25 protein-coding genes and 1 other annotated feature are annotated in these 25,651 nt (G+C 68.3%); of the genes, 20 read left to right on the top strand and 5 right to left on the bottom strand.

Annotation, left to right across the window (positions count from 1 at the left end; genetic code table 11):
- The first annotated feature begins 79 nt into the window (after positions 1-79).
- From D9R12_RS12655 to D9R12_RS12705, 11 genes are all read left to right on the top strand, one after another.
- On the top strand, positions 80-1,906 hold the full coding sequence (locus tag D9R12_RS12655; protein WP_043290273.1) for a sensor histidine kinase: 1,827 nt from the start codon (positions 80-82) through the stop codon (positions 1,904-1,906).
- Positions 1,903-2,343, top strand: coding sequence for a response regulator (locus D9R12_RS12660; protein WP_014159212.1), 441 nt, complete (start codon positions 1,903-1,905; stop codon positions 2,341-2,343). Before D9R12_RS12655 ends, D9R12_RS12660 begins: the two co-directional genes overlap by 4 nt.
- A gap of 4 nt (positions 2,344-2,347) precedes the next feature.
- Complete coding sequence (locus D9R12_RS12665) at positions 2,348-3,856, top strand: ATP-binding response regulator (protein ID WP_014159213.1); 1,509 nt, start codon at positions 2,348-2,350, stop codon at positions 3,854-3,856.
- Positions 3,857-4,033: 177 nt separating this feature from the next.
- The gene (locus D9R12_RS12670; protein WP_014159214.1) at positions 4,034-4,408 is read left to right on the top strand and encodes a hypothetical protein; all 375 of its coding nucleotides are present in this window, start codon (positions 4,034-4,036) and stop codon (positions 4,406-4,408) included.
- The gene (locus D9R12_RS12675) at positions 4,402-5,073 is read left to right on the top strand and encodes a hypothetical protein (RefSeq protein WP_122230977.1); all 672 of its coding nucleotides are present in this window, start codon (positions 4,402-4,404) and stop codon (positions 5,071-5,073) included. Before D9R12_RS12670 ends, D9R12_RS12675 begins: the two co-directional genes overlap by 7 nt.
- Positions 5,070-6,509, top strand: coding sequence for an XVIPCD domain-containing protein (locus tag D9R12_RS12680; RefSeq protein ID WP_014159216.1), 1,440 nt, complete (start codon positions 5,070-5,072; stop codon positions 6,507-6,509). Before D9R12_RS12675 ends, D9R12_RS12680 begins: the two co-directional genes overlap by 4 nt.
- 97 nt (positions 6,510-6,606) lie before the next feature.
- Positions 6,607-7,833 (top strand): lytic murein transglycosylase, encoded by a 1,227-nt coding sequence (locus tag D9R12_RS12685; RefSeq protein WP_122230979.1) that lies wholly within the window; start codon positions 6,607-6,609, stop codon positions 7,831-7,833.
- A gap of 42 nt (positions 7,834-7,875) precedes the next feature.
- Positions 7,876-8,619, top strand: a complete 744-nt coding sequence (locus D9R12_RS12690; RefSeq protein ID WP_014159218.1) for an ATP-binding cassette domain-containing protein — start codon at positions 7,876-7,878, stop codon at positions 8,617-8,619.
- Positions 8,616-10,100, top strand: coding sequence for an ABC transporter permease/substrate-binding protein (locus D9R12_RS12695; RefSeq protein WP_244671931.1), 1,485 nt, complete (start codon positions 8,616-8,618; stop codon positions 10,098-10,100). Before D9R12_RS12690 ends, D9R12_RS12695 begins: the two co-directional genes overlap by 4 nt.
- A gap of 2 nt (positions 10,101-10,102) precedes the next feature.
- Entirely contained in the window at positions 10,103-10,396 is a 294-nt protein-coding gene (locus tag D9R12_RS12700) for a hypothetical protein (protein WP_147475098.1), read from the top strand.
- Between the two features lie 75 nt (positions 10,397-10,471).
- Entirely contained in the window at positions 10,472-10,696 is a 225-nt protein-coding gene (locus D9R12_RS12705; RefSeq protein WP_210538929.1) for a hypothetical protein, read from the top strand.
- 87 nt (positions 10,697-10,783) lie between these two features.
- Here D9R12_RS12705 and D9R12_RS12710 read toward each other — a convergent pair whose 3' ends face one another.
- From D9R12_RS12710 to D9R12_RS12720, 3 genes are all read right to left on the bottom strand, one after another.
- Positions 10,784-11,269, bottom strand: coding sequence for a hypothetical protein (locus tag D9R12_RS12710; RefSeq protein ID WP_122230983.1), 486 nt, complete (start codon positions 11,267-11,269; stop codon positions 10,784-10,786).
- A 51-nt stretch (positions 11,270-11,320) separates the two neighbouring features.
- Positions 11,321-12,552 (bottom strand): IS3 family transposase gene (locus D9R12_RS12715; protein WP_122230985.1). Its coding sequence is split into 2 segments (ribosomal slippage): positions 11,321-12,264 and positions 12,264-12,552, totalling 1,233 coding nucleotides; the frame shifts between segments, so codons are not numbered across the junction.
- Positions 12,158-12,274, bottom strand: a sequence feature (AL1L pseudoknot). (Overlaps the previous gene by 117 nt.)
- A 79-nt stretch (positions 12,553-12,631) precedes the next feature.
- Positions 12,632-13,807: an aminotransferase class V-fold PLP-dependent enzyme gene (locus D9R12_RS12720; RefSeq protein ID WP_122230988.1), complete on the bottom strand. Its 1,176-nt coding sequence runs from the start codon at positions 13,805-13,807 to the stop codon at positions 12,632-12,634.
- A gap of 71 nt (positions 13,808-13,878) precedes the next feature.
- On the opposite strand from D9R12_RS12720, the gene egtB reads away from it, so the two are divergent.
- The gene (gene egtB / locus D9R12_RS12725) at positions 13,879-15,174 is read left to right on the top strand and encodes an ergothioneine biosynthesis protein EgtB (RefSeq protein WP_170159256.1); all 1,296 of its coding nucleotides are present in this window, start codon (positions 13,879-13,881) and stop codon (positions 15,172-15,174) included.
- Complete coding sequence (gene egtD / locus D9R12_RS12730; RefSeq protein WP_122230990.1) at positions 15,171-16,157, top strand: L-histidine N(alpha)-methyltransferase; 987 nt, start codon at positions 15,171-15,173, stop codon at positions 16,155-16,157. The genes egtB and egtD overlap by 4 nt, the downstream gene beginning before the upstream one ends.
- A 40-nt stretch (positions 16,158-16,197) precedes the next feature.
- Here the strand turns inward: egtD and ilvA are convergent, their stop codons facing one another.
- Positions 16,198-17,772 (bottom strand): threonine ammonia-lyase, biosynthetic, encoded by a 1,575-nt coding sequence (ilvA, locus tag D9R12_RS12735; protein WP_122230992.1) that lies wholly within the window; start codon positions 17,770-17,772, stop codon positions 16,198-16,200.
- Positions 17,773-18,084: 312 nt separating this feature from the next.
- Here ilvA and D9R12_RS12745 point away from each other — a divergent pair, with 312 nt between their 5' ends.
- Positions 18,085-19,002, top strand: a complete 918-nt coding sequence (locus D9R12_RS12745) for an AEC family transporter (protein WP_122230996.1) — start codon at positions 18,085-18,087, stop codon at positions 19,000-19,002.
- A 90-nt stretch (positions 19,003-19,092) separates the two neighbouring features.
- On the opposite strand, the gene D9R12_RS12750 is transcribed toward D9R12_RS12745, so the two are convergent.
- Positions 19,093-19,968 (bottom strand): hypothetical protein, encoded by an 876-nt coding sequence (locus D9R12_RS12750; protein ID WP_147475099.1) that lies wholly within the window; start codon positions 19,966-19,968, stop codon positions 19,093-19,095.
- Positions 19,969-20,492: 524 nt separating this feature from the next.
- Here D9R12_RS12750 and D9R12_RS12755 point away from each other — a divergent pair.
- The 6 genes from D9R12_RS12755 to D9R12_RS12780 all read left to right on the top strand — a co-directional run bounded on the left by D9R12_RS12755 (position 20,493) and on the right by D9R12_RS12780 (position 25,570).
- The gene (locus D9R12_RS12755; protein ID WP_014159232.1) at positions 20,493-21,122 is read left to right on the top strand and encodes a ParA family protein; all 630 of its coding nucleotides are present in this window, start codon (positions 20,493-20,495) and stop codon (positions 21,120-21,122) included.
- A gap of 20 nt (positions 21,123-21,142) precedes the next feature.
- Positions 21,143-21,619: a SixA phosphatase family protein gene (locus D9R12_RS12760; RefSeq protein ID WP_014159233.1), complete on the top strand. Its 477-nt coding sequence runs from the start codon at positions 21,143-21,145 to the stop codon at positions 21,617-21,619.
- Positions 21,610-22,197 (top strand): YceI family protein, encoded by a 588-nt coding sequence (locus tag D9R12_RS12765; RefSeq protein WP_014159234.1) that lies wholly within the window; start codon positions 21,610-21,612, stop codon positions 22,195-22,197. The genes D9R12_RS12760 and D9R12_RS12765 overlap by 10 nt, the downstream gene beginning before the upstream one ends.
- Positions 22,194-24,197, top strand: a complete 2,004-nt coding sequence (locus D9R12_RS12770) for a phospholipase D family protein (RefSeq protein WP_244671932.1) — start codon at positions 22,194-22,196, stop codon at positions 24,195-24,197. Before D9R12_RS12765 ends, D9R12_RS12770 begins: the two co-directional genes overlap by 4 nt.
- 25 nt (positions 24,198-24,222) lie before the next feature.
- Entirely contained in the window at positions 24,223-24,651 is a 429-nt protein-coding gene (locus D9R12_RS12775; protein WP_014159236.1) for a hotdog fold thioesterase, read from the top strand.
- Between the two features lie 124 nt (positions 24,652-24,775).
- Positions 24,776-25,570 (top strand): lysophospholipid acyltransferase family protein, encoded by a 795-nt coding sequence (locus D9R12_RS12780; RefSeq protein ID WP_014159237.1) that lies wholly within the window; start codon positions 24,776-24,778, stop codon positions 25,568-25,570.
- Positions 25,571-25,651 lie beyond the last annotated feature (81 nt).

Genomic DNA, 25,651 nt, shown 5'->3' on the forward strand with positions numbered 1-25,651 from the left:
CAATTTTAACGATGTTTTCACGCTCGGTCGGATGCGATAGCGTTTGGTTTTGTGTGTGTCCTGTCATCACGGGGTTTGAATGCGGCAACGGTTGGCCCGCGTCGAGTGGGATCGGTGGCGACTGCCCTTCATCGGGGTGGCCGTGCTGCTGATCGTGGTTGCCCCGGCGCTGCTGCGCCAGCGGTTGCAGGATGAAAGCCTGGCCGCGGCCGATCGGGTGGCCCATACCCGCCTGATCCAGGCCGAGGTGAACGCCCTGAACGTGGAAGTGCGCGAGGTCGAGCAGTCCGCGCTGCTGGTCAGCCTGGGCGCGGACCTGCCGCGCCTGCGCGCCCGGGTCCAGGATGCACGCCAGCACTTGCCCGTGCTGTTGGCGCGGGTGATGGAACTGACCCGCGATTCGCCCGAACAGCAGGTCAGGCTGGGCCAGCTGAAGGAACTGCTGGAACGGCGCGTGGGCATCGCTGAGCAATTGCTGGTGGCCGGGCCCGGGCAGCGCCAGGCGCTGGCGGCCGACCTGGCGGCCAGGTATCCGGTGCGGCCATTGATGCTGGAGATCCAGCGCGCCGAGCAGGCGCTCTCGGCGCGCCGGGTCGAGCGTGCGCTGCAGGCGCGCAAACTGGCCGACTGGGTCGGCTGGGGGGCGATGCTGGTCCAGCTGGCGCTGCTGACCGCGGTCACCGCGGTGCTGGGCCGGCAGATCGCCAGCCGCCTGCGCGCCGAGGCCGACGCCAGCCGCGCCCTGGCGCGCTCGGACGCGGTGCTGCAGACCGTGCGCGAGCCCATCGTCCTGCTCGATGGCCAGCAGCGCGTGCTGATGCACAACCCCGCCTTCGCCGAGCTTTATCAGCTGCAGGGCGAGCTGCAGGATCATCCGCCGCTGCACCAGATCAGCCCGAGCTGGCGCGACGAAGTGGTGCGCCAGCGCCTGACCGATGTGCTCACCCGCGGCCGCGAGCTGTGGGACTACGAGGTGCACCAGGAAACCGCCGGTGGCGTGCCGCGGGTGTTGCTGCTCAATGCCCGGCGCATGTCGCTGCCCGATCGCAGCGACGATGCGGTGCTGATGACCATCAGCGATGTGACCACCCAGAGGGTCAGCCAGCAGCGCATCATCGAGCTCAACCGCCAGCTGGAAGGCAAGGTGGAGCAGGTCTCGGACGTCAACCGCGAACTGGAGGCCTTCAGCTATTCGGTCTCCCACGACCTGCGCGCGCCGCTGCGGCACATCTCCGGCTTCTCCGACAAGCTCGCCCGCCACCTGGGCGAGAGCGCCGACGAGCGCAGCCGCCACTACCTGCAGGTGATCGGCGACTCGGCCCGGCGCATGTCCTCGCTGATCGACGACCTGCTGGTGTACTCGCGCCTGGGCCGCAGCGCGCTGCGCCTGCAGGCGGTGGACATGCAGTCGCTGGTGGCCGAGACCCGGGCCATGCTCGATGCCAACGTCAGCGCCGAAAAGCACACCCTGCCGCTGCGCGTGGACTGGACCATCCAGCCCATGCCGATCCTGGTGGGCGATGAGAACATGCTGCGCCAGGTCTGGCAGAACCTGCTGGGCAACGCGGTCAAGTACAGCGGCAAGCGCGAGGTCGCGCGGATCGAGGTGGGCTACGCGCTGGAAGGCGAGGGGCACCATTTCTGGGTCAGGGACAACGGCGCCGGCTTCGACATGACCTACGCCGGCAAGCTGTTCGGCGTGTTCCAGCGGCTGCACAAGGCCAGCGACTACCCCGGTACCGGCATTGGCCTGGCCAGCGTGCGCCGGGTGGTGTCGCGCCACGGCGGCCGGGTCTGGGCCGAGGCCGAGCCGGAGCGGGGCGCCACCTTCCATTTCGTCATTCCCAGTGCCCACGACACCGGCCTGGTCACCGGCTACCTTTCACCTTCAGAGTTCAACGCATGAGCGCCATCCGCATCATCCTGCTGGCCGAAGACAGCGCCGCCGACGCCGAAATGGCGATCGACGCCCTGCGCGAGGCCAACCTGGCCAATCCCATCGTGCATGTCGAGGACGGGGTGGAAGTGATGGATTACCTGCTGCGCCGCGGCGCCCATGCCGACCGCGCCGAAGGCCTGCCGGCGGTGCTGCTGCTGGACATCAAGATGCCGCGCATGGATGGCATGGAAGTGCTGCGCAGCATCCGCGCCGACGACGCGCTCAAGACCATGCCGGTGGTGATCCTGTCCTCCTCGCGCGAGGAAAGCGACATGGTGCGCAGCTGGGACCTGGGCGCCAATGCCTATGTGGTCAAGCCGGTGGACATCGACCAGTTCTTCACCGCGGTCAAGACCCTGGGCACCTTCTGGGCACTGTTGAACGAAGCACCGGGGCTGGATTGATCCGATGCCACTGACTGCCGCCCCGATCGGACCGGTCCGCATCCTGCTGGTGGAGGATTCGCCGGAGGATGCCGAGCTGACCTGCGAACAGCTGCTCGAGGCCGGGCTGGAGGCCGAGTTTCAACGGGTGGATTCGGAGCCCGGGCTGCGCCTGGCGCTGGAGCGGTTCAAGCCGGACCTGGTGCTGTCGGACCTGTCGATGCCGGGCTTTTCCGGGCACGATGCGCTCAAGGCGGTGCTGGCGCTGGACCCGCCGGTGCCGTTCATCTTCGTCTCTGGGACCATGGGTGAGGAGACCGCGGTCCAGGCGCTGCGCGATGGCGCAGCCGACTACATCCTCAAGGACAAGACCGCGCGCCTGCCTTCGGCGGCGGCGCGCGCGATCCGCGAATCACGCAGCCAGCGCGAGCGCGAACGGGTGGAGAAGGAGCTGCTGCGCTCGCAGCGCCTGGATTCGATCGCGATGCTGGCCGCCGGCCTGAGCCACGACCTGCGCAACATCCTGCAGCCGCTGCTGATCGTGCCGGAGCTGCTGGCCCTCCACAGTGACAATCCGAAGATCCACAAGCTCGGCGAGGTGATCGCCGAGTCCGGTCGGCGCGGTCACGAGATGGCCGAATCGATGCTGTCCTTCGTGCGCGGCGCGCGCAAGGCGCGCGAGGCGGTGCCGGTGGCCGAGCTGTTCCAGGCCGTCCAGGTGCTGCTGCAGGGCAGCCTGCCGGACGGGGTCAAGCTGCGCCTGCAGCCGCCGGCCACGCCGATGGAGATCGACGCCAACTACGTCGAGCTCCAGCAGGTGCTGATCAACCTGTGCCTCAACGGCATTCAGGCCATGCCCCGCGGTGGCACGCTGACCCTGGCCGCGCAACCGGCCGACGGCGGTGGCGCGGTGTCCCTGTCGGTGTCCGACGAGGGCGTCGGCATGGACGAGAAGACCCGCGGGCAGCTGTTCACCCCGTTCTTCACCACCAAGCCCGACGGCACCGGCCTGGGACTGATGTCGTGCCTGCGCATCGTCGAGCAGTACCAGGGCCGGATCGAGGTGGACAGCACGCCGGGGGTGGGCACCACCTTTGCCATCACCCTGCCGCTGCTGGACCCCAACGCCGCCCGGGCTTCGCCGGCGCCGGCGCCGGGCCAGGGCCAGCGCATCCTGCTGGTCGATGGCGATGCCACCCGCCAGTCGCTGCTGAGCACGGCCCTGGAAAGCCAGGGCTACGCCCCCGGCCGCGCCCCGGACGGTGCCTACGCGCTGCACGCGGCGGCGGTGGACGGCATGCCGGAGCTGTTCATCATCGACAGCGAGCTGGTCCTGCTGCCAGCGGTGGCGCTGGTGCGGGCGCTGGCCCAGCGTGGCTATCGTGGCCCGGTGATCCTGCTGCAGGACCCGGCCAAGCCGTTCGACCAGACCGAGCTGCCGCCAGGCCTGCCGGTGTACCTGCTCGACAAGCCCTTGGCGATGGACCAGGTGTTCGAGGCGGTGGCCGAAGCACTGGCCACCGGCACGCTCTGATTGCGCGACGTGAGCGGTTCCACCGCGGGCACCAATTGCCACCTGATGGCGGATTGACAGGCTTGGAAACCGCAGCCTAGATTGCTCGCGGTCCTGATGCCATGGAGGTAGCGATGCAATGTGGAAGCGTTCGTTCTTCACCCTGAGCCTGTTCCCGCTGCTGTGGGGGGGTGTTCGATGAACACCGCACCTGACCCGGCCGACCTCATCAAGCGCTACAAGAACCCGCACCCGCAGCAGGGCTACCGGGTGACGTTGGCCATCGCCGATGGCCGCTACGAAGATATTGTCCGCCATGGCGTGACTTACAAAGTGTTGGGGCACGTGGACCTGGTTAGTGGCGACCAGGGCACGATCTACCGGCGTGCCGATACCGGTGAGGTCGTCGCGGCCCACCGCGGTACCGAGTTCGATCGCCAGAAGCTGCAGGATCTGGTGCATACCGATGGCAGCATGGTGTTGGGTCGCCTCAATCCGCAGGCCGATGACGCCATCGCATGGCGGCGGTCCGTGGCGGACGATCGAATCAGAGCGGCTAACGCGGCATGTTGATAAAGAAGTTCACGGCCAGCGCAGTCATCGCCGCATTTGCGGTGTGGGTGCTGATCGCGGCCGCAGCGGGCTGCGCGCCTGTCTCGCAGGGCCCAGTGAGCACACCCGCTCAAAAGGAGAAGTCCAAGATGGAATACAGACAGAACCCCAATCCCACGAAGGCGCATCAGCTGATAATGCGCATCGACAATGCGCCGGGCGAGTTCGGCTGGATGCATGGATTCATGCAATACGACGTGACCAACCGGGAGTGCCTGCCGCCGCCGGACGAGAACCACGGACACCTCTCGCCGATTCCGACCCGATCGGTCGAGTTCGATCTGACGCAGGAGTCGCCGGGCGAATACAGCGGGATCGTCTATACCGACGGCATGATCGATGAGGATTACCACGGGCGCGGCGTCTGTCGATGGAAACTCATGAATGTGCAAGTACAGCTGAAAGCTACCGGTACCGAGGGCGAGACCTTGTTCATGGCTGACATTTTCGGCGAAGAACTATTGGCCGGTAAGACAAAAACGCTTTATTTCTGGAAAGGTGGTTACCCGCATTCCAGCGTAAGAGACTTTCCCGACTCCGGCGAGACCGATCAGGATAAATTCAAACTGGAGCTGCGTGATGACCTGTTCACCATCACCCTGGCGTCGAAGGAGTTGACGCCATGAGCCTGACGTCTCAGCAATACGCCGATCTGGCGGAATACACCTATGACCGGCAGGGTGATCTGACGCGTGTGGCCAGATCGCAGGAGGCCTTCAGGCTCGACGGGGTGCCATACAAGGTGCTCGAGTACGTCGACAACCCGCGCAATGGCTATCAAGGGGCGATCTATCAGCGGACGGATACGGGCGAGGTTGTGGTGGCGCACCGCGGCACCGAGTTCGGGCGCGAGCCGTTGCAAGATGGTGCACTGACCGATGGCGGCATGGTGTTCGCTCGTGTCAATGCACAGGCGGATGACGCCATCGCGCTGACTGAGCGTGCCAAGGAGATCGCTTGGGGAATTGGGCATCGTATAGGGCACGCCCCCGAAGTCACCGTCACCGGCCACTCCCTGGGCGGCGCGCTGGCCCAGATCACCGCGCATTATTTCGATCTGCGCGGCGAAACCTTCAACGCCTATGGCGCAGCCAGCCTCGATCGACGTATTCCCGAAGGCGGCGATCGGGTCGTCAACCATGTGACGGCCGCCGATATGGTCAGCTCGGCCAGCCCGCACTACGGACGGGTGCAGGTGTACGCCATGCCGCAGGAGGTCGCCCGGATGGAGGGCCTGGGCGGATACGCGAACAACGACAGCCGCCTGTTCGACGTCCGTCGTTCGATCCAGGTTGCCGCCGGTTCGCTGGGCTCGCATGACATGCACCACTTCCTGAAGGTGGATGGCCAGGGGCGCCCGGACGTGTCGGTGCTGGGGGATCCCAGGACCCGGGAGCTGGCCGCGCAGTACGCCCCGATGATCGACAAGTACCGGGACGACGTGCAGGGCATTCGCGCCGGCATGACCGGGGTCGTCCGTGCGGCCACCCCGCTCGGACAGGTGCGAGACGGCATCAACGAGCTGCGCGGCGACCTGGAGCCCGGCGAGCCTGTGCGGCGCGAGGCGGACAGCTGGGGTCAGCAGCAGGCCACGACCCGCAAGGTGATGGGGCGCAGTGAAATGTTGGGGCCGGATCACTGGCGCACGCCGCTGGTGGTGCCGGCACGACCGGCGGATACAGCGCTGCACCGACAGTTGCTGGAGGGCGTCTCGAAGCTGGGCTTCGCCGGCGCCCAGGACACTTCGCCCGACGGACCGGGCAGTCGCGTCGCGGCGGAACTGCTGCGCCAGTCCAGGGAAGCAGGACTGACCGGTGCCGACCACGTGCTGATGGGCACGGGGGAGCAGCCGCGGGTGTTCGCGGTGCAGGGCGCACTGGGCGATCCGGCCCACCTGCGGACTCATGTCGAACTCTCCGCGGCGTTGCAATCGCCGGTGACCGAATCGCTCGGGAAGGTGGAACAACTGAGCCGGCAGCAGGCCGAGCAGCAGGCCTTGAGCGCGGTCCAGGCGCAGCAGATGCCGCAGCCGGAACCGAGTGGGCCTTCGCTTTCCCGCTGAATCGGGGAGGGCCGCGATGGGGTGCTTTGCGTTGAAGCGAGCCGGCCCGGGGCCTGACCTACAATCGCCGGGTCGTTTCCGCTGCAGAGTCTTCCATATGCCCTGTATCGCTGCGCGCTGCTTCTCAGCGGCGCTGGGACTGCTCGCATTCTCCGGCCAGGCCCAGCAGGCACCGGCGCTGCCGAGCCCGGACCAGCAGCGCGCCTTCGCCAGCTGCCGTGTGCAACTGCGTGGCCTGACCGCGGACAGTGGCGTGGCCGGCGATGCGTTCGACCGCTTCATGGCCGGCATCGTCCCGGACATGAGCGTGCTGCCGCTGCTGGACGCGCAGCCGGAGTTCTCCACCCCGATCTGGGACTACCTGGCGCCGCTGGTCGATGACGCACGCATCGAAGACGGCAAGGCGATGCTGGCGCAGTACTCCGACACCTTCGCGCAGGTGGCCCAATCGCGTGGCGTCGATGCCGCCACCGTGGCGGCGGTGTGGGGCGTGGAAAGCGACTATGGCCGCGTCCAGGGCACGCGCCCGCTGCTGGTGTCGCTGTCCACGCTGAGCTGTTTCGGTCGGCGCCAGGGGTTCTTCCGCGGCGAGCTGATGGCCACCCTGGCGCTGCTGCAGGCCGGCGACCTCAGCCCCGATGGCCTGACCGGTTCCTGGGCCGGTGCGTTCGGGCAGACCCAGTTCATGCCCAGCACCTACCGCCGCATCGCGGTGGACGGCGATGGCGATGGCCGCCGCGACCTGGTCCACAGCGTGCCCGATGCGTTGGCCTCCACCGCCAACTACCTGGTGCGCGCCGGCTGGCAGCCCGGCCAGCCGTGGGGATACGAGATCAAGCTGCCGGCCGGTTTCGACGCGGCCCTGGCCGGACGCACGGCCAAACGGCCGCTGCGCCAGTGGCTGGCGCGCGGGATCACACGTGCAGATGGCAGCGCGATTGCAGCCAGCGAGGTGCCGGCCGCGGTGCTGCTGCCGGCCGGCGTGGCCGGGCCGGCGTTCCTGGTGTTCTCCAACTTCGATGCGATCTATCGCTACAACGCGGCCGAAAGCTATGCCCTGGCCATCGCGCTGCTGTCCGACCGGCTGCGCGGCGGCGGCCCGCTGATGGCGCGCTGGCCGACCGACGATCCACCACTGGATCGCGCCGGGCGCAAGCGGCTGCAGACCCTGCTGCTGGCCCGCGGCCATGCGATCGGCCCGGCCGATGGCCTGCTCGGCACCCGGACCCGGCGCGCGATCGCGCAGGAGCAGCAGCGCCTGGGCTTGGTGCCGGCCGATGGCCGCGCCGGGCAGAAGATCCTGCAGGCGCTGGCCGCGCCCTGAGGATTGGCAACACGGCGCTGCGACCTGTGCCAGCATCGGCGCATGCCGACCTTCTCCCTGCAACAGGTCACCCACCGCCACGGCCAGGCCATTGCCCTGGACCAGCTGGACCTGGACATCGCCCGCGGCCGCACCACCGCCTTGATCGGGCCCAGCGGCGCCGGCAAGTCCAGCGTGCTGCGCCTGCTGCTGGGGCTGGAGTGGCCCGAGCGCGGCCAGGTGCGGTTCGAAGGGGTGCCGCTGCAGCGGGCGACCCTGCTGCAACAGCGCCGCCGGATCGGCTACGTGATCCAGGAAGGCGGGCTGTTCCCGCACTTGAGCGCGGGCGAAAACGCCGCGCTGCTGGCGCGCTCGCTGGACTGGCCGCGCGCGCGCATCGGCGCACGCCTGGCCGAGCTGGCGCAGCTGTGCCAGCTGCCGATGGAGCTGCTGGCGCGCTTCCCGGCCGAACTCTCCGGCGGCCAGCGCCAGCGGGTCGGCCTGATCCGCGCGCTGATGCTCGACCCGCCGGTGCTGCTGCTGGACGAACCGCTGGGCGCGCTGGACCCGGTCGTGCGCCATGACCTGCAGACCCAGATGCGCGAACTGTTCGGCCAGCTGCACAAGACCGTGGTGCTGGTCACCCACGATGTGGCCGAAGCGGCCTACCTGGCCGATACGCTGGTGCTGATGCGTGCCGGCCGCGTGCTGCAGCAGGGCAGCGCGCGCGAGCTGCTGGAGCATCCGGTCGATGACTTCGTGACCCGCTTCCTCACCGCCCAGCGCACCCTGGAAGAGGCGGCATGAGGCCGCCGGTCGGCTGGGTCTACATCCTGCTGCTCGCCCTGCTGTGCCTGCCATCGGCCGCCCGAGGCGCCGAGCAGGCCGCGGTGGGCTCGAAGAACTTCACCGAAGCGGTGATCCTGGGCGAGCTGGCCGTGGCCGCAGGCCGCAGGGCCGGCGTGGAGGTGACCCACAAGCGCCAGCTCGGCGGCACCCGCATCTTGTGGCGCGCGCTGGAAGAAGGCGACATCGATGCCTACGCCGAATACACCGGCACCCTCAAGCAGGAGCTGCTGCAGCAGCCCGATGCCGATGCCGCGCAGGTCAGGGCGGCGCTGGCCCGGCGCGGCCTGGCCATGACCCAGTCGCTGGGCTTCGAGAACACCTACGCCCTGGGCATGCGCAGGCAGCGCGCCCGGCAGCTGGGCATCGGCGCGGTCAGCGACCTGGCCCGGCATCCGGCGCTGAAGCTCGGCCTGAGCAACGAGTTCCTGCAGCGCGCCGACGGCTGGCCCGGGGTGCGCGCCGCCTACCACCTGCCCCAGCAGCCCACTGGCCTGGACCACGACCTGGCCTATCGCGCCCTGCGCAGCGGCGCGATCGATGTGACCGACCTGTACAGCACCGATGCGGAGATCCCGGACTACGACCTGGTGGTGCTGGACGACGACCGCCATTACTTCCCCGATTATCAGGCGGTGTTTGTGTATCGGCAGGACCTGGCCCGGCGCGCGCCAGGATTCGTGCAGGCCTTGCAGTCGCTGCAGGGCCGGATCGATGCGGCGACCATGCAACGCCTCAACGCCCAGGTGAAGCTGCAGCACCAGAGCGAAGCGCAGGCCGCTTCGGCCTGGCTGGGCGTGGAGGCCCCGCAAGGCGGCGGTCGTCCCGCACGGATCGCGCAGCGCACGCTGGAGCATCTGGCGCTGGTCGGCATCTCGCTGGGCTGGGCGCTGGTCGTGGCCGTGCCGCTGGGCATCGTCGCCGCGCGCCGCCCGCGCCTGGGCCAGGGTGTGCTGTCGCTGACCGGCCTGCTGCAGACCCTGCCGTCGCTGGCGGTGTTCGTCTTCATGATCCCGCTGTTCGGCATTGGCGCCAGACCGGCGATCGCGGCGCTGTTTCTGTATTCGCTGCTGCCGATCGTGCGCAATACCCATGCCGGCCTGACCGGCATCCCGCGCGAGCTGCGCGAAACCGCCGCCGCCATCGGCCTGCCGCCGCGCACCCGGCTGTGGCGGGTGGAACTGCCGCTGGCCCTGCGCACGATCCTGGCCGGCGTCAAGACCGCGGCGGTGATCAATGTCGGCACCGCCACGCTGGGCGCGCTGATCGGCGCCGGCGGCTACGGCCAGCCGATCCTGACCGGCATCCGCCTGGACAACCTCGGCCTGATCCTGGAAGGCGCGGTCCCGGCGGCCATGCTGGCGCTGCTGGTCCAGGGCGCCTTCGAGCTGTTCGAACGGCTGATGACGCCCAGGGGACTGCGCCTGGCCGCCAGAACATAGCCTTGCTGTTGCTGTTGCTGTTGCTGTTGCCGTTGCTGTTGCTGTTGCTGTTGCCGTTGCCGTTGCCGTTGCCGTTGCCGTTGCCGTTGCCGTTGCCTTTGATCTTGATCTTGATCCTCAGCGCCTTCAAAGCGAGCCGAGCACCGCAGGCCGAGCGGGTCGAAGAGGCGCCCTGTCTGAGCGAAGCGAGTTTGGCCGCCGTGCCCGCTCGGGCGAGGAGCACAGGGAACCGGGCCGAAGGCCCGGCGAGTGTCAGGCGCCAGCGGTTTTGGCTACTTTTGCCAAGACAAAAGTAGCTCGCGCCGCGAAGCGGCGTGAAAGCTTCTGCTCCTGCCTGATTGCACCTTGTTGCTTTGCTTGATCGTCCTGAAATGCGTCAGCAGAGCAAGGCCACGCCGGAGCAGGTGCGGATACGCTCGTTCGACGGGCGCATGCCGTCCGGCAAGGTGATTGTGGCCATCGCCAACACACATGCACGGCAGATCTGGGCGATGTTGGCGCACGACATCGACCACGACCCACGCGCCTGTCTCAATCATCCGATGCACCAGCAGACCCGCGTGGCCCAACAAGACCGTCCAAAAAAAGCAGTTTGATAATCGCTGCAGCACGTGAAGCCCTGGCACGCGGCAAACAAGACAACACGATCACCAGCAGCGGCCCCAAAGCTCAGGGCAAAAGCATCATTCGCCCGGGGTTGACCGGAAGTCCTCCAAGGAATTGTTAGGCCCGCTACGCGGCGCCTGTCTTATAGCCAAGTAGCGATCGTAGTTCTTCTGCGTAGCCTGCTCTAGGCGCATCGTGTCTTCGCGGAGAGCGGTGAAGTCGTGGAAGAATCTCTCATACAGCTCCAAGCCTTGGTTCACAGGTGTACCTACCAACCTCGAATACATTTGATCGAAGCGCGCCTTCATAGTCGAAATCTTGGACCGGCTTACCAGTTCGCTCCCAATGTCGTCGCCGATGGTGTTTGCATGGAGCAGCATGCGCTCGTTGAGGTCATGGACATTGTTGAGCTGCCCAAGCACTTCTGCTGCTCTAGCGAGCACGTTTGCCCTGAGTTCGGCCACCTTGACTCGCCGATTGAAAACGAAGGTGCGAATGGAAAACGCTAGGCTGACGAGTGAAATGGCCAATGCAGCCGTTGCAAGGTAGTCACGTAGTTCCATTGCGGGGCCTAGTGAACCGCCCCGGGATTTGAGGAGGCTGTTTGGTTTAAGTCAGGCATCCGTCATGGCTGCCTGACTGGCGAGTTGCCGGTAGTAGTTTGCCTCGGCCTCGGCCGGCGGGATATAGCCGATAGGTTCGAGCAGTCGGTGGTGGTTGAACCAGGCTACCCATTCCAGCGTGGCAAGCTCCACCGCCTCCTTGGTTTTCCAAGGTGCTCGGCGGTGGATCAGCTCGGCTTTGTAGAGGCCGTTGATGGTCTCCGCGAGCGCGTTGTCGTAGCTGTCGCCTTTGCTGCCCACCGACGGTTCGATGCCGGCTTCGGCCAGACGCTCGCTGTAGCGAATGGAGACATATTGCGACCCGCGGTCGCTATGGTGAATCAGGCTGCTGTCACGCTCAGGCTGACATGCGTAGAGCGCCTGCTCCAACGCGTCGAGCACGAAGTCCGTGTGCATCGAACGGCTGACACGCCAGCCCACGATGCGCCTGGCAAACACATCAATGACGAAGGCCACATAGAGCCAGCCCTGCCAGGTTGAGACGTGGGTGAAATCCGAGACCCAGAGCTGGTTCGGTGGCTCGGCACGGAACTGCCGATTGACCCGGTCCAGTGGGCACGGCGCCTTGCCATCGCTGACCGTCGTGCGCACCACCTTGCCGCGCCTCACACCGCGCAAGCCTTGTCGCCGCATCAAGCGCTCGACCGTGCACCGCGCTACAGCCATCCCCTCGCGTGCCAGCTGCCGCCAGACCTTGTCCGCACCGTAGACCTGCATGTTGCCTCTCCAGACACGTTCGATCTCCGGCACCAGCATCGCGTCGCGCTTGGCTCGGGCACAGCGTCGTTGCGGGTCGTGCTGAAGCGCCACATGACGTCGATATCCCGACGGGGCGACCTGCAGGACCTTGCAGATCGGCTCGACCCCGAAGGTGCGTCGATGTTCGTCGATGAAGTCCCTTAGGACTTGAGTCGGCGGTCGAGCTCCGCCTGGGCAAAAAACGCGCTGGCCAGCTTCAGGATCTCGTTGGCCCGACGCAGCTCCTTGACCTCACGCTCGAGCTCTTTCACGCGCTGCGCTTCGGCGGTGGTCACGCCGCCGCGAACACCGGTGTCGACCTCGTGCCGCTGGACCCAGCCCAGCAACGTCTGCGGCACACAGCCGATCTTCGGCGCTATCGACTCCACCGCGGCCCACAGCGATGGATACTCTCCGCGGTGCTCCTGCACCATGCGCACCGCACGCTCACGGACTTCGGGGGAAAACTTGATGGACTTGTTCATGGCTCCATTCTCTCAAGAGTTAGAGCCTCCTCAAATCCCGGGGCGGTTCAGAACATTCAACGCGGTAGCTGATGTGGAGCTAAGCACCGGCCGCGATCTCCACCACCCGCACCATCTGCTCGACCGACACGCTCAGGCACGGTGCCAAGCGCAATCCGCTGCCGCGCCGAATGCAGATGACCTGGCGTGCCGCCAACGCCGCGGCCACCGCGTCCAGGCGATCTGCCGGCACGCGCAAGCCGGTGATGTGCGGCGCATGCCCCGGCGTCTTCCATGCCGGCAGAGCGTGCGCGTCCAGCGCAGCATCCAGCGCCGAAGTCAGCTCGCCCAGCGCGCCGGCCACGCGCGACAGGCCCCAGTGCCGCAGCTGGGCCAGGCCGCCGGCGGCCATCACCAGGCGCAGCGGATCGACGATGCCCCCGGCATCGAAGCGGCGCGCACCGGGCATGAATGGCGCCAGCGCGTCACTGGCGAAGGTCCAGACCCGGCCGGGGTCGCGGGCGCCCCAGTGGTGTTCGATCGGGACGCCCTCGCGGCGCCAGCGCGGCGAGGCCCACAGCCAGGCCAGGCCCTTGGGCCCGAGCAGCCACTTGTAGCCCACGCTGATCACGAAGTCCGGCTGCCAGCGCGCCAGCGCCACCGGCAGCACGCCCAGGCTCTGGCTCAGGTCCAGCACCAGGGCTGCGCCTGCGGCATGGGCCGCCGGCGCGATGCGGTCCAGGTCCAGCAGGCGGCCGTCATGCCAGTGGCAGTGCGGCAGCGTCACCACCGCCAGGCGCGGGGTGTCCTGGATCCGCGCCAGCACCGCCTCGGTCAACGACTGGCCTGAAGCGGGCCTGGCGGCGATCACCCGCGCGCCGACCTGTGCGCAGCGCTGCTGCCAGACCAGCAGGTTGGAGGGGAACTGATCGGCCAGTACCAGCACCGCCGCGCCGCGTTGCAGCGGCAGGTTGTGCGCGGCGGTGGCCAGTCCATAGGCCGCCGAAGGCACCATTGCCAGCCCATCCACGTCGCCGCCGAACAGCAGCCCGGCGGCCAACCTGCGGGTCTGCTCGACCCGCTCCAGCAGCGCGGCATGCGGCAATTGCCAGGGCGCCGCCTCGGCCTCGATGGCCGCGTGCGCGGCGGCCTGGACACCGCTCAGGCGCGGCCCATCCGAGGCGCCATCGAGGTAGCAGGTGCCCGGCGGCAGGGCGAATGCGGTCTGCCGCCGGGCCCAGTCCACCGGCGTGGGGATGAAGTCATCAGGGCGCATGCCGTGAGCTTAGCGCGAGGTGAAACCGTGCTCTAACGGCAATTTCACCCGCGCTGGCCAAGCATGGGCCGATGCATGCCAAGACACCGGCGGCCGTTGCAGGCCACGACCGCACATCCCGGACCGAAGATCTGCGCGCGCGCTTTGCCGCGATGCGTGCGACCACGCGCGCGTTGGCCGCCCCGCTCAGTGCCGAAGACGCGATGGTCCAGAGCATGGACGATGCCAGCCCGGCCAAGTGGCACCTGGCCCATACCACCTGGTTCTTCGAGCGCTTCATCCTGGCTGGCGATGCGCAGTACCGCCCGTTCGATCCGGCCTGGGACTACCTGTTCAACAGCTACTACAACAGCGTCGGGCCGATGCATGCGCGGCCCCGGCGCGGGCTGCTGTCGCGGCCGTCGCTGGAGCAGGTGCGCGCCTATCGCGAGCACGTCGAAGCGCGCCTGCAGCAACGCCTGCGGGCGCACGCGCTGGACCATGCCGCGCTGGACATCCTGGAGCTGGGGATCCAGCACGAACAGCAGCACCAGGAGCTGCTGCTGACCGACATCAGGCACGCACTGTGGAGCAATCCGCTGCAGCCGGCCTACCGGGAGGATCTGCCCGGCACCCGGGCCGGTGCCAGCCCGCTGCGCTGGATCGCGCGCGAAGAGCAGATCGTGGAGATCGGCGCAGCTTCGTGGCCGGCGGTGAAGGATTTTGCCTACGACAACGAATCGCCGCGCCATCGCGCGCTGGTGCCGGCACATGCGCTGGCCAGCCGGCCGGTGAGCAACGCCGAGTTCCAGGCCTTCATCGACGATGGCGGCTACCGCACGCCCGCGCCGTGGCTCAGCGATGGCTGGGCCACCGTGCAGGCGCGCGGCTGGCAGCGGCCGCTGTACTGGCACCAGGATGGGGTGCGCGAATTCACCCTGGGCGGCTGGCGCGAGCGCGACCCCGATGCGCCGGCCTGCGGGCTGAGCCTGTTCGAGGCCGACGCCTTCGCGCGCTGGGCCGGTGCACGCCTGCCGACCGAAGCCGAATGGGAGCAGGCCGCCACCGGCCTCGCCGTGGACGGCAACTTCATCGAAACCGATGCGCTGCATCCGCAGTCGGTGCCAGCGGCTGAAACCGGCTTTGCCCAGCTGTTCGGTGATGTCTGGGAATGGACCGGCAGCGCCTACCTGCCGTATCCGGGCTTTGCCCCGTGGCCGGGCGCCCTGGGCGAGTACAACGGCAAGTTCATGAACGCGCAGTGGGTCTTGCGCGGCGGCAGCTGCGCCACCGCGCGCAACCACATCCGCGCCAGCTATCGCAATTTCTTTCCCTCCGATGCACGCTGGCAGTTCGCCGGTGTCCGACTTGCCAAGGATCTGACGTGAACGTCGCCGCCCATGCCCTGCAGCGCGCCCGCGATGCGCTGACCGACCTGCGCCCGCAGCCCGATGACATCGCCGCCGATGTCATTGCCGGCCTGTCCAGGAGCCCCAGGACGCTGCCGTCCAAGTATTTCTATGACGCCCAGGGCTCGCATCTGTTCGAAGAGATTACCCAGCAGCCGGAGTACTACCTGACCGGCACCGAGCTGGCGCTGCTGGAAGCGCGGCTGCCCTCGATCGCCCAGGCCATCGGCCCCGGCGCGCACGTGGTCGAATACGGCAGCGGCAGCGGGCGCAAGACCGAGCTGCTGCTCGAACACCTGCGCGAACCGGTCGCCTACACCCCGGTGGAGATCTCGCGCACCGCGGTGCTGGAGGCCACCGCGCGGCTGTCCCAGCAGTTTCCACAGATCCAGATGCTGCCGGTCTGCGCCGACTTCACCAAGCCGCTGGAGCTGCCCACCAGTACCGTGCCGGCGCAGCGCACGGTGATGTTCTTCCCCGGCTCCACCCTGGGCAACTTCACCGACGAGGACGCCGTGCGCCTGCTGGACGCGATGCGCCAGACCATGGGCGCCCACGGCTGCGCCCTGATCGGCATCGACCTGGACAAGGATCCGGCGCTGATCGAGGCGGCCTACAACGATGCCGCCGGGGTCACCGCCGAGTTCACCCTGAACCTGCTGGCGCGGCTCAACCGCGAGATCGGCAGCGATTTCGACCTCGATGGCTTCCGTCATCACGCGGTGTATGCCCGCCAGCGCGGCCGCATCGAGACCTTCCTGGTCAGCCAGCGGGCCCAGTCGGTGCATGTTGCCGGCAGGACCTTTGCCTTCGAGGCCGGCGAGTCGATCCAGGTCGAATACAGCTACAAGTACACCGATGCCGGCTTTGCCGCACTGGTCGCACGCGCCGGGTTGAAGGTCACCCACGGCTGGAACGATGCGCGCGACTGGTTCGGCCTGCGCCTGCTGCAGCCGGCATGAAGCCCCGGATGCACCTGCCGCCCACGCTGCTGACCCGAGATCAGGCGCGGCAGCCCACAGGCGATGCCGCCTGATTGCGCAGGAACAGGCGGTAGACCGGATTGTCGGTTTCTTCCACGTACGGATAGCCCAGGGTGTCCAGGAAGCGCTGGAATGTCGCATCGTCCTTGCTCGGCACCTGCAGGCCGACCAGGGTGCGGCCATAGTCGGCGCCCTGGTTGCGGTAGTGGAACAGGCTGATGTTCCAGGTCGGCTTGAGCAGATTGAGGAACTTGAGCAGGGCGCCGGGCCGTTCCGGGAAGACGAAGCGCAGCAGGCGCTCGTCCTGGGCCAGCGGCGAATGCCCGCCGACCATGTGGCGCACGTGCTCCTTGGCCAGCTCGTCGTGGGTCAGGTCCAGCGCGGCAAAGCCGTGGCGCACGAAGTTGGCGGTGATCCGGGCCGACTCGCCCTTGCCCTGGGTGGTCAGGCCGACGAACACGTGCGCCTGCTGCGCATCGCTGATGCGGTAGTTGAACTCGGTGACGTTGCGCGGCCCGCCGGGCAGGTCTTCGACCAGCTCGCAGAAGCGGCGAAAGGAACCGCGCTCCTCGGGGATGGTCACCGCAAACAGCGCCTCGCGTTCCTCGCCCACCTCGGCGCGCTCGGCCACGAAGCGCAGGCGGTCGAAGTTCATGTTGGCCCCGCACAGGATCGCCGCGTAGGTCGCACCCTTGGTCTTGTGCGTGGCCACGTACTGCTTGATCGCGGCCACCGCCATCGCCCCGGACGGTTCGACGATGCTGCGCGTGTCGACGAACACATCCTTGATCGCCGCGCACACCGCGTCGGTATCGACGATCACGAATTCGTCCACCAGCCCACGCGCGATGCGGAAGGTTTCCTTGCCGACCCGCTTGACCGCGGTGCCGTCGGCGAACAGGCCGACATCGGACAGGGTCACACGCCTGCCTGCGGCGATCGAGCGGAACATCGCGTCCGAATCGGCCATCTGCACGCCGATGACCTTGATCTCCGGGCGCACGGCCTTGATGTAGTTGGCCACCCCCGAGATCAGCCCGCCGCCGCCGACCGCGACGAAGACCGCATCCAGCGGTCCCTGGTGCTGGCGCAGGATCTCCATCGCGATGGTGCCCTGGCCGGCGATGACGTCGGGATCGTCGAAGGGATGGACGAAGGTCAGGCCCTGCGCCTGCTGCAGGATCAGCGCGTGCTCGTGGGCGTCGGAATAGCTGTCGCCGTGCAGCACCACCTCACCGCCCAGCGCCTTGACCGCATCAATCTTCAGGCGCGGGGTGGTCACCGGCATCACCACCACCGCGCGGGTCCCCAGCTTGTGCGCGCCCAGCGCCACGCCCTGCGCATGGTTGCCGGCAGAGGCACAGATCACGCCGCGCTGCAGCTGTTCGGGCGTCAGGTGCGCCATCTTGTTGTAGGCGCCGCGCAGCTTGAAGCTGAAGACCGCCTGCTGGTCCTCGCGCTTGAGCAGGATCTTGTTGTGCAGGCGCTGGCTGAGCGTGCGCGCAGGTTCCAGCGGCGATTCCACTGCCACGTCGTAGACCCGGGCGGTGAGGATCTTCTGGAGGTAATCGGCGGGTTTGAGGAGCTTGGACATAGCCGCCCATGCTACCGCGCGACCGGCCTGTGCATGTGCCATGGTTGCCAATGAAAGTGGCGTGCGGTGCGGTGCGGTGCGGTGCGGGTGCGGTCGGCACGTGCGCGGTGCGTCTGCCAGTGTTCCCGCGTGTGGTCGTTGTCTGGTGGGCCGCTGGGCGGCGCGTTGGCGGACGCGGCCAAGGTCAGGGCGGCGGTGCTGGTCATGGCCCGGCCAGGCTGAGGCGGCGTGGCCATTTGCCCGTGCCGCTGCGCACGCGGACAATGCCGCGACGCGGCGCAAGTGCGTCCTTATCTTCAGCGGGAACCTGCCGTGGCCTTTGATGCCTTCGCCCTGATCCTGGCCATGCTCGCGCTGGGGATGCTGTTTACCCGGTTGAAGGTGTTCCCGGAGGGCGCGGCCAACGTGCTCAACCTGGTGGTGACCTACGTGTGCCTGCCGGCGGCGGTGCTGACCTTCGTCCCGCGCCTGCACCTGGATCGGTCGCTGCTGGGCCTGGTCGCCACGCCGTGGCTGCTGATGGGGGCGGCCGTCGTGCTGGTCGGCCTGGTCACGCGGGCGCTGAAGCTCTCGCGCGGGGAACATGCCGGCCTGCTGCTGTGCGTGGGATTTTCCAACTCCGGCTTCGTCGGCTACCCGATGGTGCGCGCCCTGCTGGGTGAGCACGCACTGCCCCATGCCGTGGTCTATGACCAGTTCGGTACGTTCCTGATGATGTCCACGCTGGGCATCTACATCCTGGCGCGCTACTCGGGCCAGGCCACCCCGAGCACGCGCCAGATCGTGCTGCGCATGGCCAGGTTCCCGCCGCTGTGGGCGCTGCTGTTTGCGCTGACGCTGATGCCCGAAACGCCGCCGCACTGGATCGGCAGTGGACTGCAGCGGCTGTCCGACACAATGCTGCCGCTGGTGATGCTCGCGGTGGGCATGTCGATCCGGCTCAGGCTGCCGCGTCGCGAGCTCAAGCCGCTGGCCCTGGGTGTGGTCCTGCGGCTGGTGGTGATGCCGCTGATCGCGCTGCCGATCAGCTATGCGTTCGGCCTGCGTGGCGAGCTGTTCCAGGTGAACATGCTGGAGTCGGCCATGCCCACCATGATCACCGCCGCGGCGCTGGCGATCTCCCACAACCTGGCCCCGCGCCTGTGCGCCGCCCTCACCGGCTATTCGATCGTACTGTCGATGCTGACCCTGCCGCTGTTGACGTGGCTGCTGCCGCATCTGGCGCGTTGAGCCGCCGCTGGCCGTGCGGCGCGCCGGGCCTCGGCGCAGGGGCGACAGGCGTGGCTGCATGCTGGGGTGACCCCCCCCAGGCATCGCCCGCTACAGGATCGACCGGGTGGGCTTGCTCCCGACGCCCTGGTCGGCGCCAGCGGTAGGCACGCGGACTCCATCCGGCTCCATCGCCAATGCCGTCGGCGCGCGGTCTTCCTGCAGGTCTGCTCGGTCTGCCTCCATCAGCGCGCGGATCTGGGTGGTCACCGCATCGAACACCGTGGCTGGAATGGCCAGCATCACCAGTTCGGCGCCGAGCTGGTGATCGGCCCGTGCCGCTTCCGCCTGCGCGCTGGCGTGCCAGGCGGCCAGGTCGGACAGGGCGACCATGTTCAGGCGCTGCCCGGTGCCGGAAGGGTTGCCCAGTTCCGGCGCGGCCGCGGCACGGACCAGCCGCACGGCGCGATCGCGGAAGCCGGCGTCCCGGGCGAAGCAATGGGCGAAGCAGTGCAGGTTCACCACCTCGGCGAACCGGGCGATGGCCGCCTCGGTGGCCCGCTCGACGACGGTGAAGGCTTCCAGGCCGAGGCGATCGGCGGCGCGCTGGCGCACCCAGGCGTAGCGTGAACGGCCCAGCCGATAGCGCGACCAGCGCAGCGGCGCCAGCGCGTCCAGGGCGCGGAACACCCGGCTCTTGTGCGTCCAGGGCGCGCGCAGCGTCAGCCCGGCCGGCAGCGCATTGATGAGCCGGCACGCCGCGGGCGGCGGCAGCCGTGAAATCACCGCGTGCAGCAGCACCGGCGCCTGCACGTTGCAGGCCTGCGCGGCCGCGCCCAGCTGGCGGGCCAGGCCGCGGGTGGCCACGCCGCCGTCCTCGCGCTGGTGGCTCAGGATCAACCGGGCGGCCACGCGCGCGAGCACCTCGCCAGCGTCATCGGGGCCAGCGGCGTCCAGGCTGCCGGGGTACTGCAACGGCCGTTCCATGTCCTCGTCCCAATCCTTCGGTCCGTGCGGGGACGCCGAGCGTACTGCAGCGCAGCGACACGTTGCAAGCGATAAGTCCATGAAAGTACAGGGGTTTGGTGACGATCGGTAGCGGATTTGTCCGCGCTCACGGGTCCTGGCGTGGCGTGCCGCGACCAGCCAATGCATGGCCCGATGTGGGCATGGGATTCCCGCGCGCCGGGCCGCTGGCCGCGCGTACATCCGGGCCCGCTGGATCACGCTGTTGCCGGTGGGGGCTCGGCCATCACCGGCGATCGGCGCTGGCCCGGCCGCGGGCGTGAACCTCCGTGCCGGCATGGGCGAGTCGCCCCGTCGGCGCCGGATGCGCACCAGGCCCAGTCATCGCAGCCCCCGCAGGTGCTGACCTGCGGGGCCGTCACGGTGTGCGGGCGGGACCGGAAACGCAGCTGACCGAAGTCCGCATGGCCGGGCCGGCGTGATCGCATTCACGTGCGCGCCCGGTGTACGCTCCGGCTTCCCGGACGATTGCAAGGCGCGCGCGCATGAAGACGATCCTGGTCGCCAGTTCCAAGGGCGGTGCGGGCAAGACCACGGTGGCCACCAACCTGGCGGCGTGTTTTGCCCTGCAGGGCCAGCACACGGTCCTGGTCGACGCTGACCCGCAGGGGTCTTCGGCCCGCTGGGCCGAGCGTCGGGCCGGGCTGGAAAGCGCGGTGTCGTCGGTCAGCGGGACCGGGCGCAAGTGGGCGTCCAGGCTGCCGCCGGGCACCGCCACGGTGATCGTCGACGGCCGCGCCGGGGCGATGGCTCAGGACCTGGAGTCGTTCCTGGAAGCGGCCGACGCGGTGGTCGTGCCGGTGCTGCCCTCGGGCCTGGACATCGAGGCCACGGTCGGCTTCCTCAACACCCTGGCCAAGGTGCCGCGCGTGCGCAAGCGCAAGTTGCCGGTGGGCCTGGTGCTCAATCGCGCCAAACCGTGGACCAACACCGCCCAGCAGGCGCTGGAAATGCTGGGCCAGTGGCCGTATCCGGTGGTGGCCACCCTGCGCGACACCCAGGGCTACGTGGTCATGGCTGGCTTGGGCCGCAGCCTGTTCGACTACCACTCGGCCCATGTGCGTGATCATCAGCAGGACTGGCAGCCACTGCTCAAGTGGCTCGCCCAGGCCTGAAGCCCGAGGCGGCCGTCCCCATGCGTGAACTGATCCTGCTGCGCCACGCCCATGCCGAACCGGCCCTGCCGGGGCAGTCGGACTTCGATCGCCCGCTGGCCCCGCACGGGGTGCTCGAGGCCGAGGCCGCCGGCCGTTGGCTGGTCCAACACCGGCTGGTACCCGACCGGGTGCTGTATTCGCCGGCCCGGCGCACCCGCGAGACTCTCGAAGCGGTCGTGGGCGTCACCGGCTACGTCGAGCAGTGCCTGGAGGAAAGCATTTACGAGGCCACCGCCGGCACCCTGATCGGGCTGGCCGATGCGCACCGCGATGTCGACCGCCTGCTGCTGCTGGGCCACAACCCGGGCCTGGAGCGGCTGGCCGCGCTGCTGCACAGCGGCAGCAGCAGTCAATACCGCGGCATGCCGCCCGGCTCCATCGCGGTGCTGGCCTTCGCCAGCGAAGGTCCGGTTGAACCCGGTGCAGCCACCCTGTCGGCGTTCTGGTGGCCCTGAAGCTTGACCGCGTGGCCCGTGTCTGCGCGTGGATCGGGCTGACACTGTGTGTGGCGGCCGCGGCGCAGTCGCCGGCCATGCCCCTGGACAAGCAGCACACCCGGCTGGGCTTCGCGCTGTCCACCCGCTGGGGCCAGACCCTGGAAGGCCGGTTCCCCCATTACCAAGGCGTGGTCACGGTGCTGCCCGACGGGCGCCACCAGGTGACGTTGCGGATGTATACGGCGGACGTGCAGATCAACGATCATGAGCGCTATGCGCGATGGGCGCGTGGCAGTGCGTTCTTTGACGCGGACAAGTGGCCTGAAGTGGTTTTCATCTCCGATCCCTACGACACCGCGGTCCTGCGCGACGGCGGCCAGATCACCGGTGACCTGGTGATCCGTGGCATCCGCCGCCCGGAAACGCTGACCGTGCAGCCGGCCGCCTGCAGCCGGCCGGCGCTGGATTGCGACGTGGTCCTGTCCGGCGCGGTGCGCCGCAGCGACTACGAGATGGACAGCCTGAAGCTGGCCATCAATGACCGGGTGGTGTTCCTTCTGCACGCGCGGGTCGAGCCGCCGGAGAGCACGCCTTGAGGCAATCGTTGGGGGCCCTGGCCCTGCTGCTGTCCCTGCTGGGCAGTGGCTGCGCCAGCCTGTCCCAGGCCGAGCACGCGCGGGCCGTGGCCATCGCCCAGGCCGCGCGTTCACAGGTGGTGGCATGCGACCAGGCCAATGCCTGCGCCGAGGCCTCGCCGCTGCGTGCGCTGGCCGATACGGCCATGGCCCAGTCCACCCCGACCGCGCCGCACCACTATGCGCTGCTGCTGGACCGCGGCGAAGACGCGCTGCTGGCCCGGCTCAACCTGATCCGCGCCGCCCGCCGCACCGTCGACCTGCAGACCTACATCTTCGACACTGACGACAGCGCGCGCATGGTGCTCGATGCGCTGCTCGCCGCCGCCCGGCGTGGGGTGCGGGTGCGGCTGTTGATCGACCAGCTCTCGGCGATCTCCAACCTGGACATGCTGGCGGCGCTGTCCGGCGCCCATCGCAACTTCGCCCTGCGCATCTACAACCCGACCTTCAACCAGGCCGTGCCGGGCTATCTGGACTACGCGGCCAGCGTGCTGTGCTGCTTCCGCCGTTTCAACCAGCGCATGCACACCAAGCTGCTGCTGGTCGACGGCGTGGTCGGCATCGTCGGCGGGCGCAACTACCAGGACGACTATTACGACTGGGATGCCGAGTACAACTTCCGCGACCGCGATGTGCTGATCGCCGGCCCGGAGGGTGCGGACATGGCGCGCAGTTTCGCGCAGTTCTGGAACGCGCCGCGCAGCATCGTCGCCGAGCGCCTGGACGATGTCGGCAGGGTGCTGCTGGACAAGGGCGTGCCGACAATGCCGGCCGAACCCTTCAGGCGCCCGGACCGGGTCGAGGACATGGACGCCGACGCCAGTGATCCGGAGGTGATCGACGGACGCCTGGTGGCCCATGCGTTGCCGGTGGGCAAGGTCAGCTACATCGCCGACACCCCGCGCAAGCACCGCGCCGACGATCCGGAAACGGCCGCGCCCTCCGACAGCGAGCTGGGGACGCTGCTGCGCAACGCGCAGGACCAGATCCTGATGCAGACCCCGTACCTGATCATGTCCGATCGCGCCCGGGCATTCTTCAAGGACCTGCGCAAGCGGCCTGATCCACCGCAGGTGGTGGTGTCCACCAACAGCCTGGCGGCCACCGACAACCCGATCGTGTATTCGGTCTCGGCCAAGTACAAGCGCCTGTACCTGCGCACGCTGGGCTTCCGCCTGTATGAATACAAGCCGTTCCCGCAGGATCCGCCGGTGAACTACGCGACCATGCTGCCGCCGGGGACCTTGCCTGATGGCAGCACACCCACCGCATCGCCGGCGCAGGATGTCCGCGACACCCTCATCCGCACCTCGATGCCGGGCAGCCGGCCGTTCGGCATGGTCGATCGCGACGAACAGGCCGACCGCGCCAGCCGCCGCGCGCGTCAGAAGAACCGCGTGGACCGGCGCCTGCAGCGCACCGAGAACCGGCCCTCGTTCCTGAGCAAGGGACCGGCCAGCGACCCACTGCCGCTCAAGCGCGCCGGCGTGCGCATGGGTCTGCATGCCAAGTCGATTGTGATCGACGATGACATCGCGGTGATCGGCACCCACAACTTCGATCCGCGCTCGGTCGACTACAACACCGAGGCGGTGGTGGTCATCCCCGACCGCGCCTTCGCCCAGCAGCTGGAAGCCAGCATCCGGCGTGACATCGCGCCGGAGAATTCATGGGTGATCGCCCCGCGCGAAAAGCCGCCGATCGTGTCCGGCCTCAACTACAGTCTGGACAAGGTCTCTTCGGCGTTGCCGCTGTTCGACATCTGGCCCTGGCGTTACGCCACCAGCTACGAGTTCATGCCCAGCGAGCAGTGTCCGCAGCCGCTGCAGGTCAATGACCCGATGTTCAACACCTGCTACAGATCGGTGGGCGATTTCCCGGAAGTGAGCATCGGCCCCAAGCGGCTGTACGCGCGTATCCTGATCGCCTTCGGCGCCGGTCTGGCGCCCATCCTGTAACCGGCAAGGACAGAAGGAAGGTCTCATGGTGTTTCGCGCCCCGATCGATCTTGACGCCATCAATGCAATGTCCGCCGGCAACCTGGTCGGGCACCTGGGCATCGTCATCACCGAGGCCGGCGAGGACTGGCTGCGCGGGACCATGCCGGTCGAGCCGCGCACCCACCAGCCGTTCGGCCTGTTGCACGGCGGCGCCTCGGTGGTCCTGGCTGAAACCCTGGGCAGTCTGGCCGGTGGCCTGAGCGTGCCGGACCCCGAGCGCCAGGGCGTGGTCGGTCTGGAGATCAACGCCAACCACATCCGCAGCGAGAAGACCGGCCTGGTGACCGGCACCGCGCGCGCCGTGCACATCGGCCGCAGCACCCAGGTGTGGGACATCCGCATCGAGAACGCGCGCGGCAAGCTGGTGTGCGTTTCGCGCCTGACCCTGGCCGTGGTGACCAGGCCGGCCTGAGGCGGGCGCTGGGTGGCTTCGACACCGGTCAGGTGCAGATGAGGTCAAGCCTGCAGGCCGGACCGAACGCTGCCTTCGGTCGTTCCGGTAGCAGGACGCCGAGGCGTTCCGGTATTGTGCCCTCATGATTTCCACCCCCACCTCGGTGCCCGCGGCAGGCGGCGCCGGCCGCGCGTTCCGGTACCTGCTGCGCACGCCGCTGTTGCTGGTGCATGTGTTGGTCATGCTGCCGCTGCTGATGTTGATGATGGTGCCGCTGTGGGCGGACCTGCCGGTGGCCGGACGCACGCTCAAGCAGTTCTCGGTGGAACACTGGTCGGCGACGTTGCTGCGGATCTTCGGCTTTCGCCTGCGCCGCCGCGGCACGCCGCTCAAGGGCGCGGTGCTGTTGGTCTGCAACCACGTCAGCTGGGTGGACATCGAGATGGTGCACAGCCAGCGCATGGTCGGCTTCGTGGCCAAGCAGGAAATCCGCGGCTGGCCGTTGGTGGGCTGGCTGGCCGCGCGCGGTGAGACCATCTTCCACCAGCGCGGCAGTACCGAGTCGCTGGGCGGGGTGATGGAGGCCATGACCGAACGCCTGAAGGAAGGCCGCCCGGTGGCAGTGTTCCCCGAAGGTCGCACCCGCGATGGCCACGAAGTCGGGCCGTTCCATGCGCGCATCTTCCAGCCGGCGGTCGAGGCAGGGGTGCCGGTGCAGCCGGTGGCGCTGCGCTACGGCGCGCATGGCCAGGCGCAGACGGTGGTGGCCTTTGCTCCGGGCGAAAGCTTCTTCGGCAACTTCCTGCGGCTGTTGGGCGAGCCCTCGCGCCAAGCCGAAGTGTGCTTCCTGGAGCCGATCTACCCGGACCAGGTGCAGGGGCGTCGCCAGATCGCCGAAACCGCGCGCGCGCGCATCATCGCAGCGATGGGCGCCTGAGGTGTTCGGCTTGAGCGGCCGGCCCGAACTGTCCACGGCGCACCACGTGCCGCCGGCGCAGACCAGCACCAGCAGCCAGGG

The sequence above is a fragment of the Pseudoxanthomonas spadix genome (assembly GCF_003703395.1).
Classification (GTDB): Bacteria; Pseudomonadota; Gammaproteobacteria; order Xanthomonadales; family Xanthomonadaceae; genus Pseudoxanthomonas_A; species Pseudoxanthomonas_A spadix.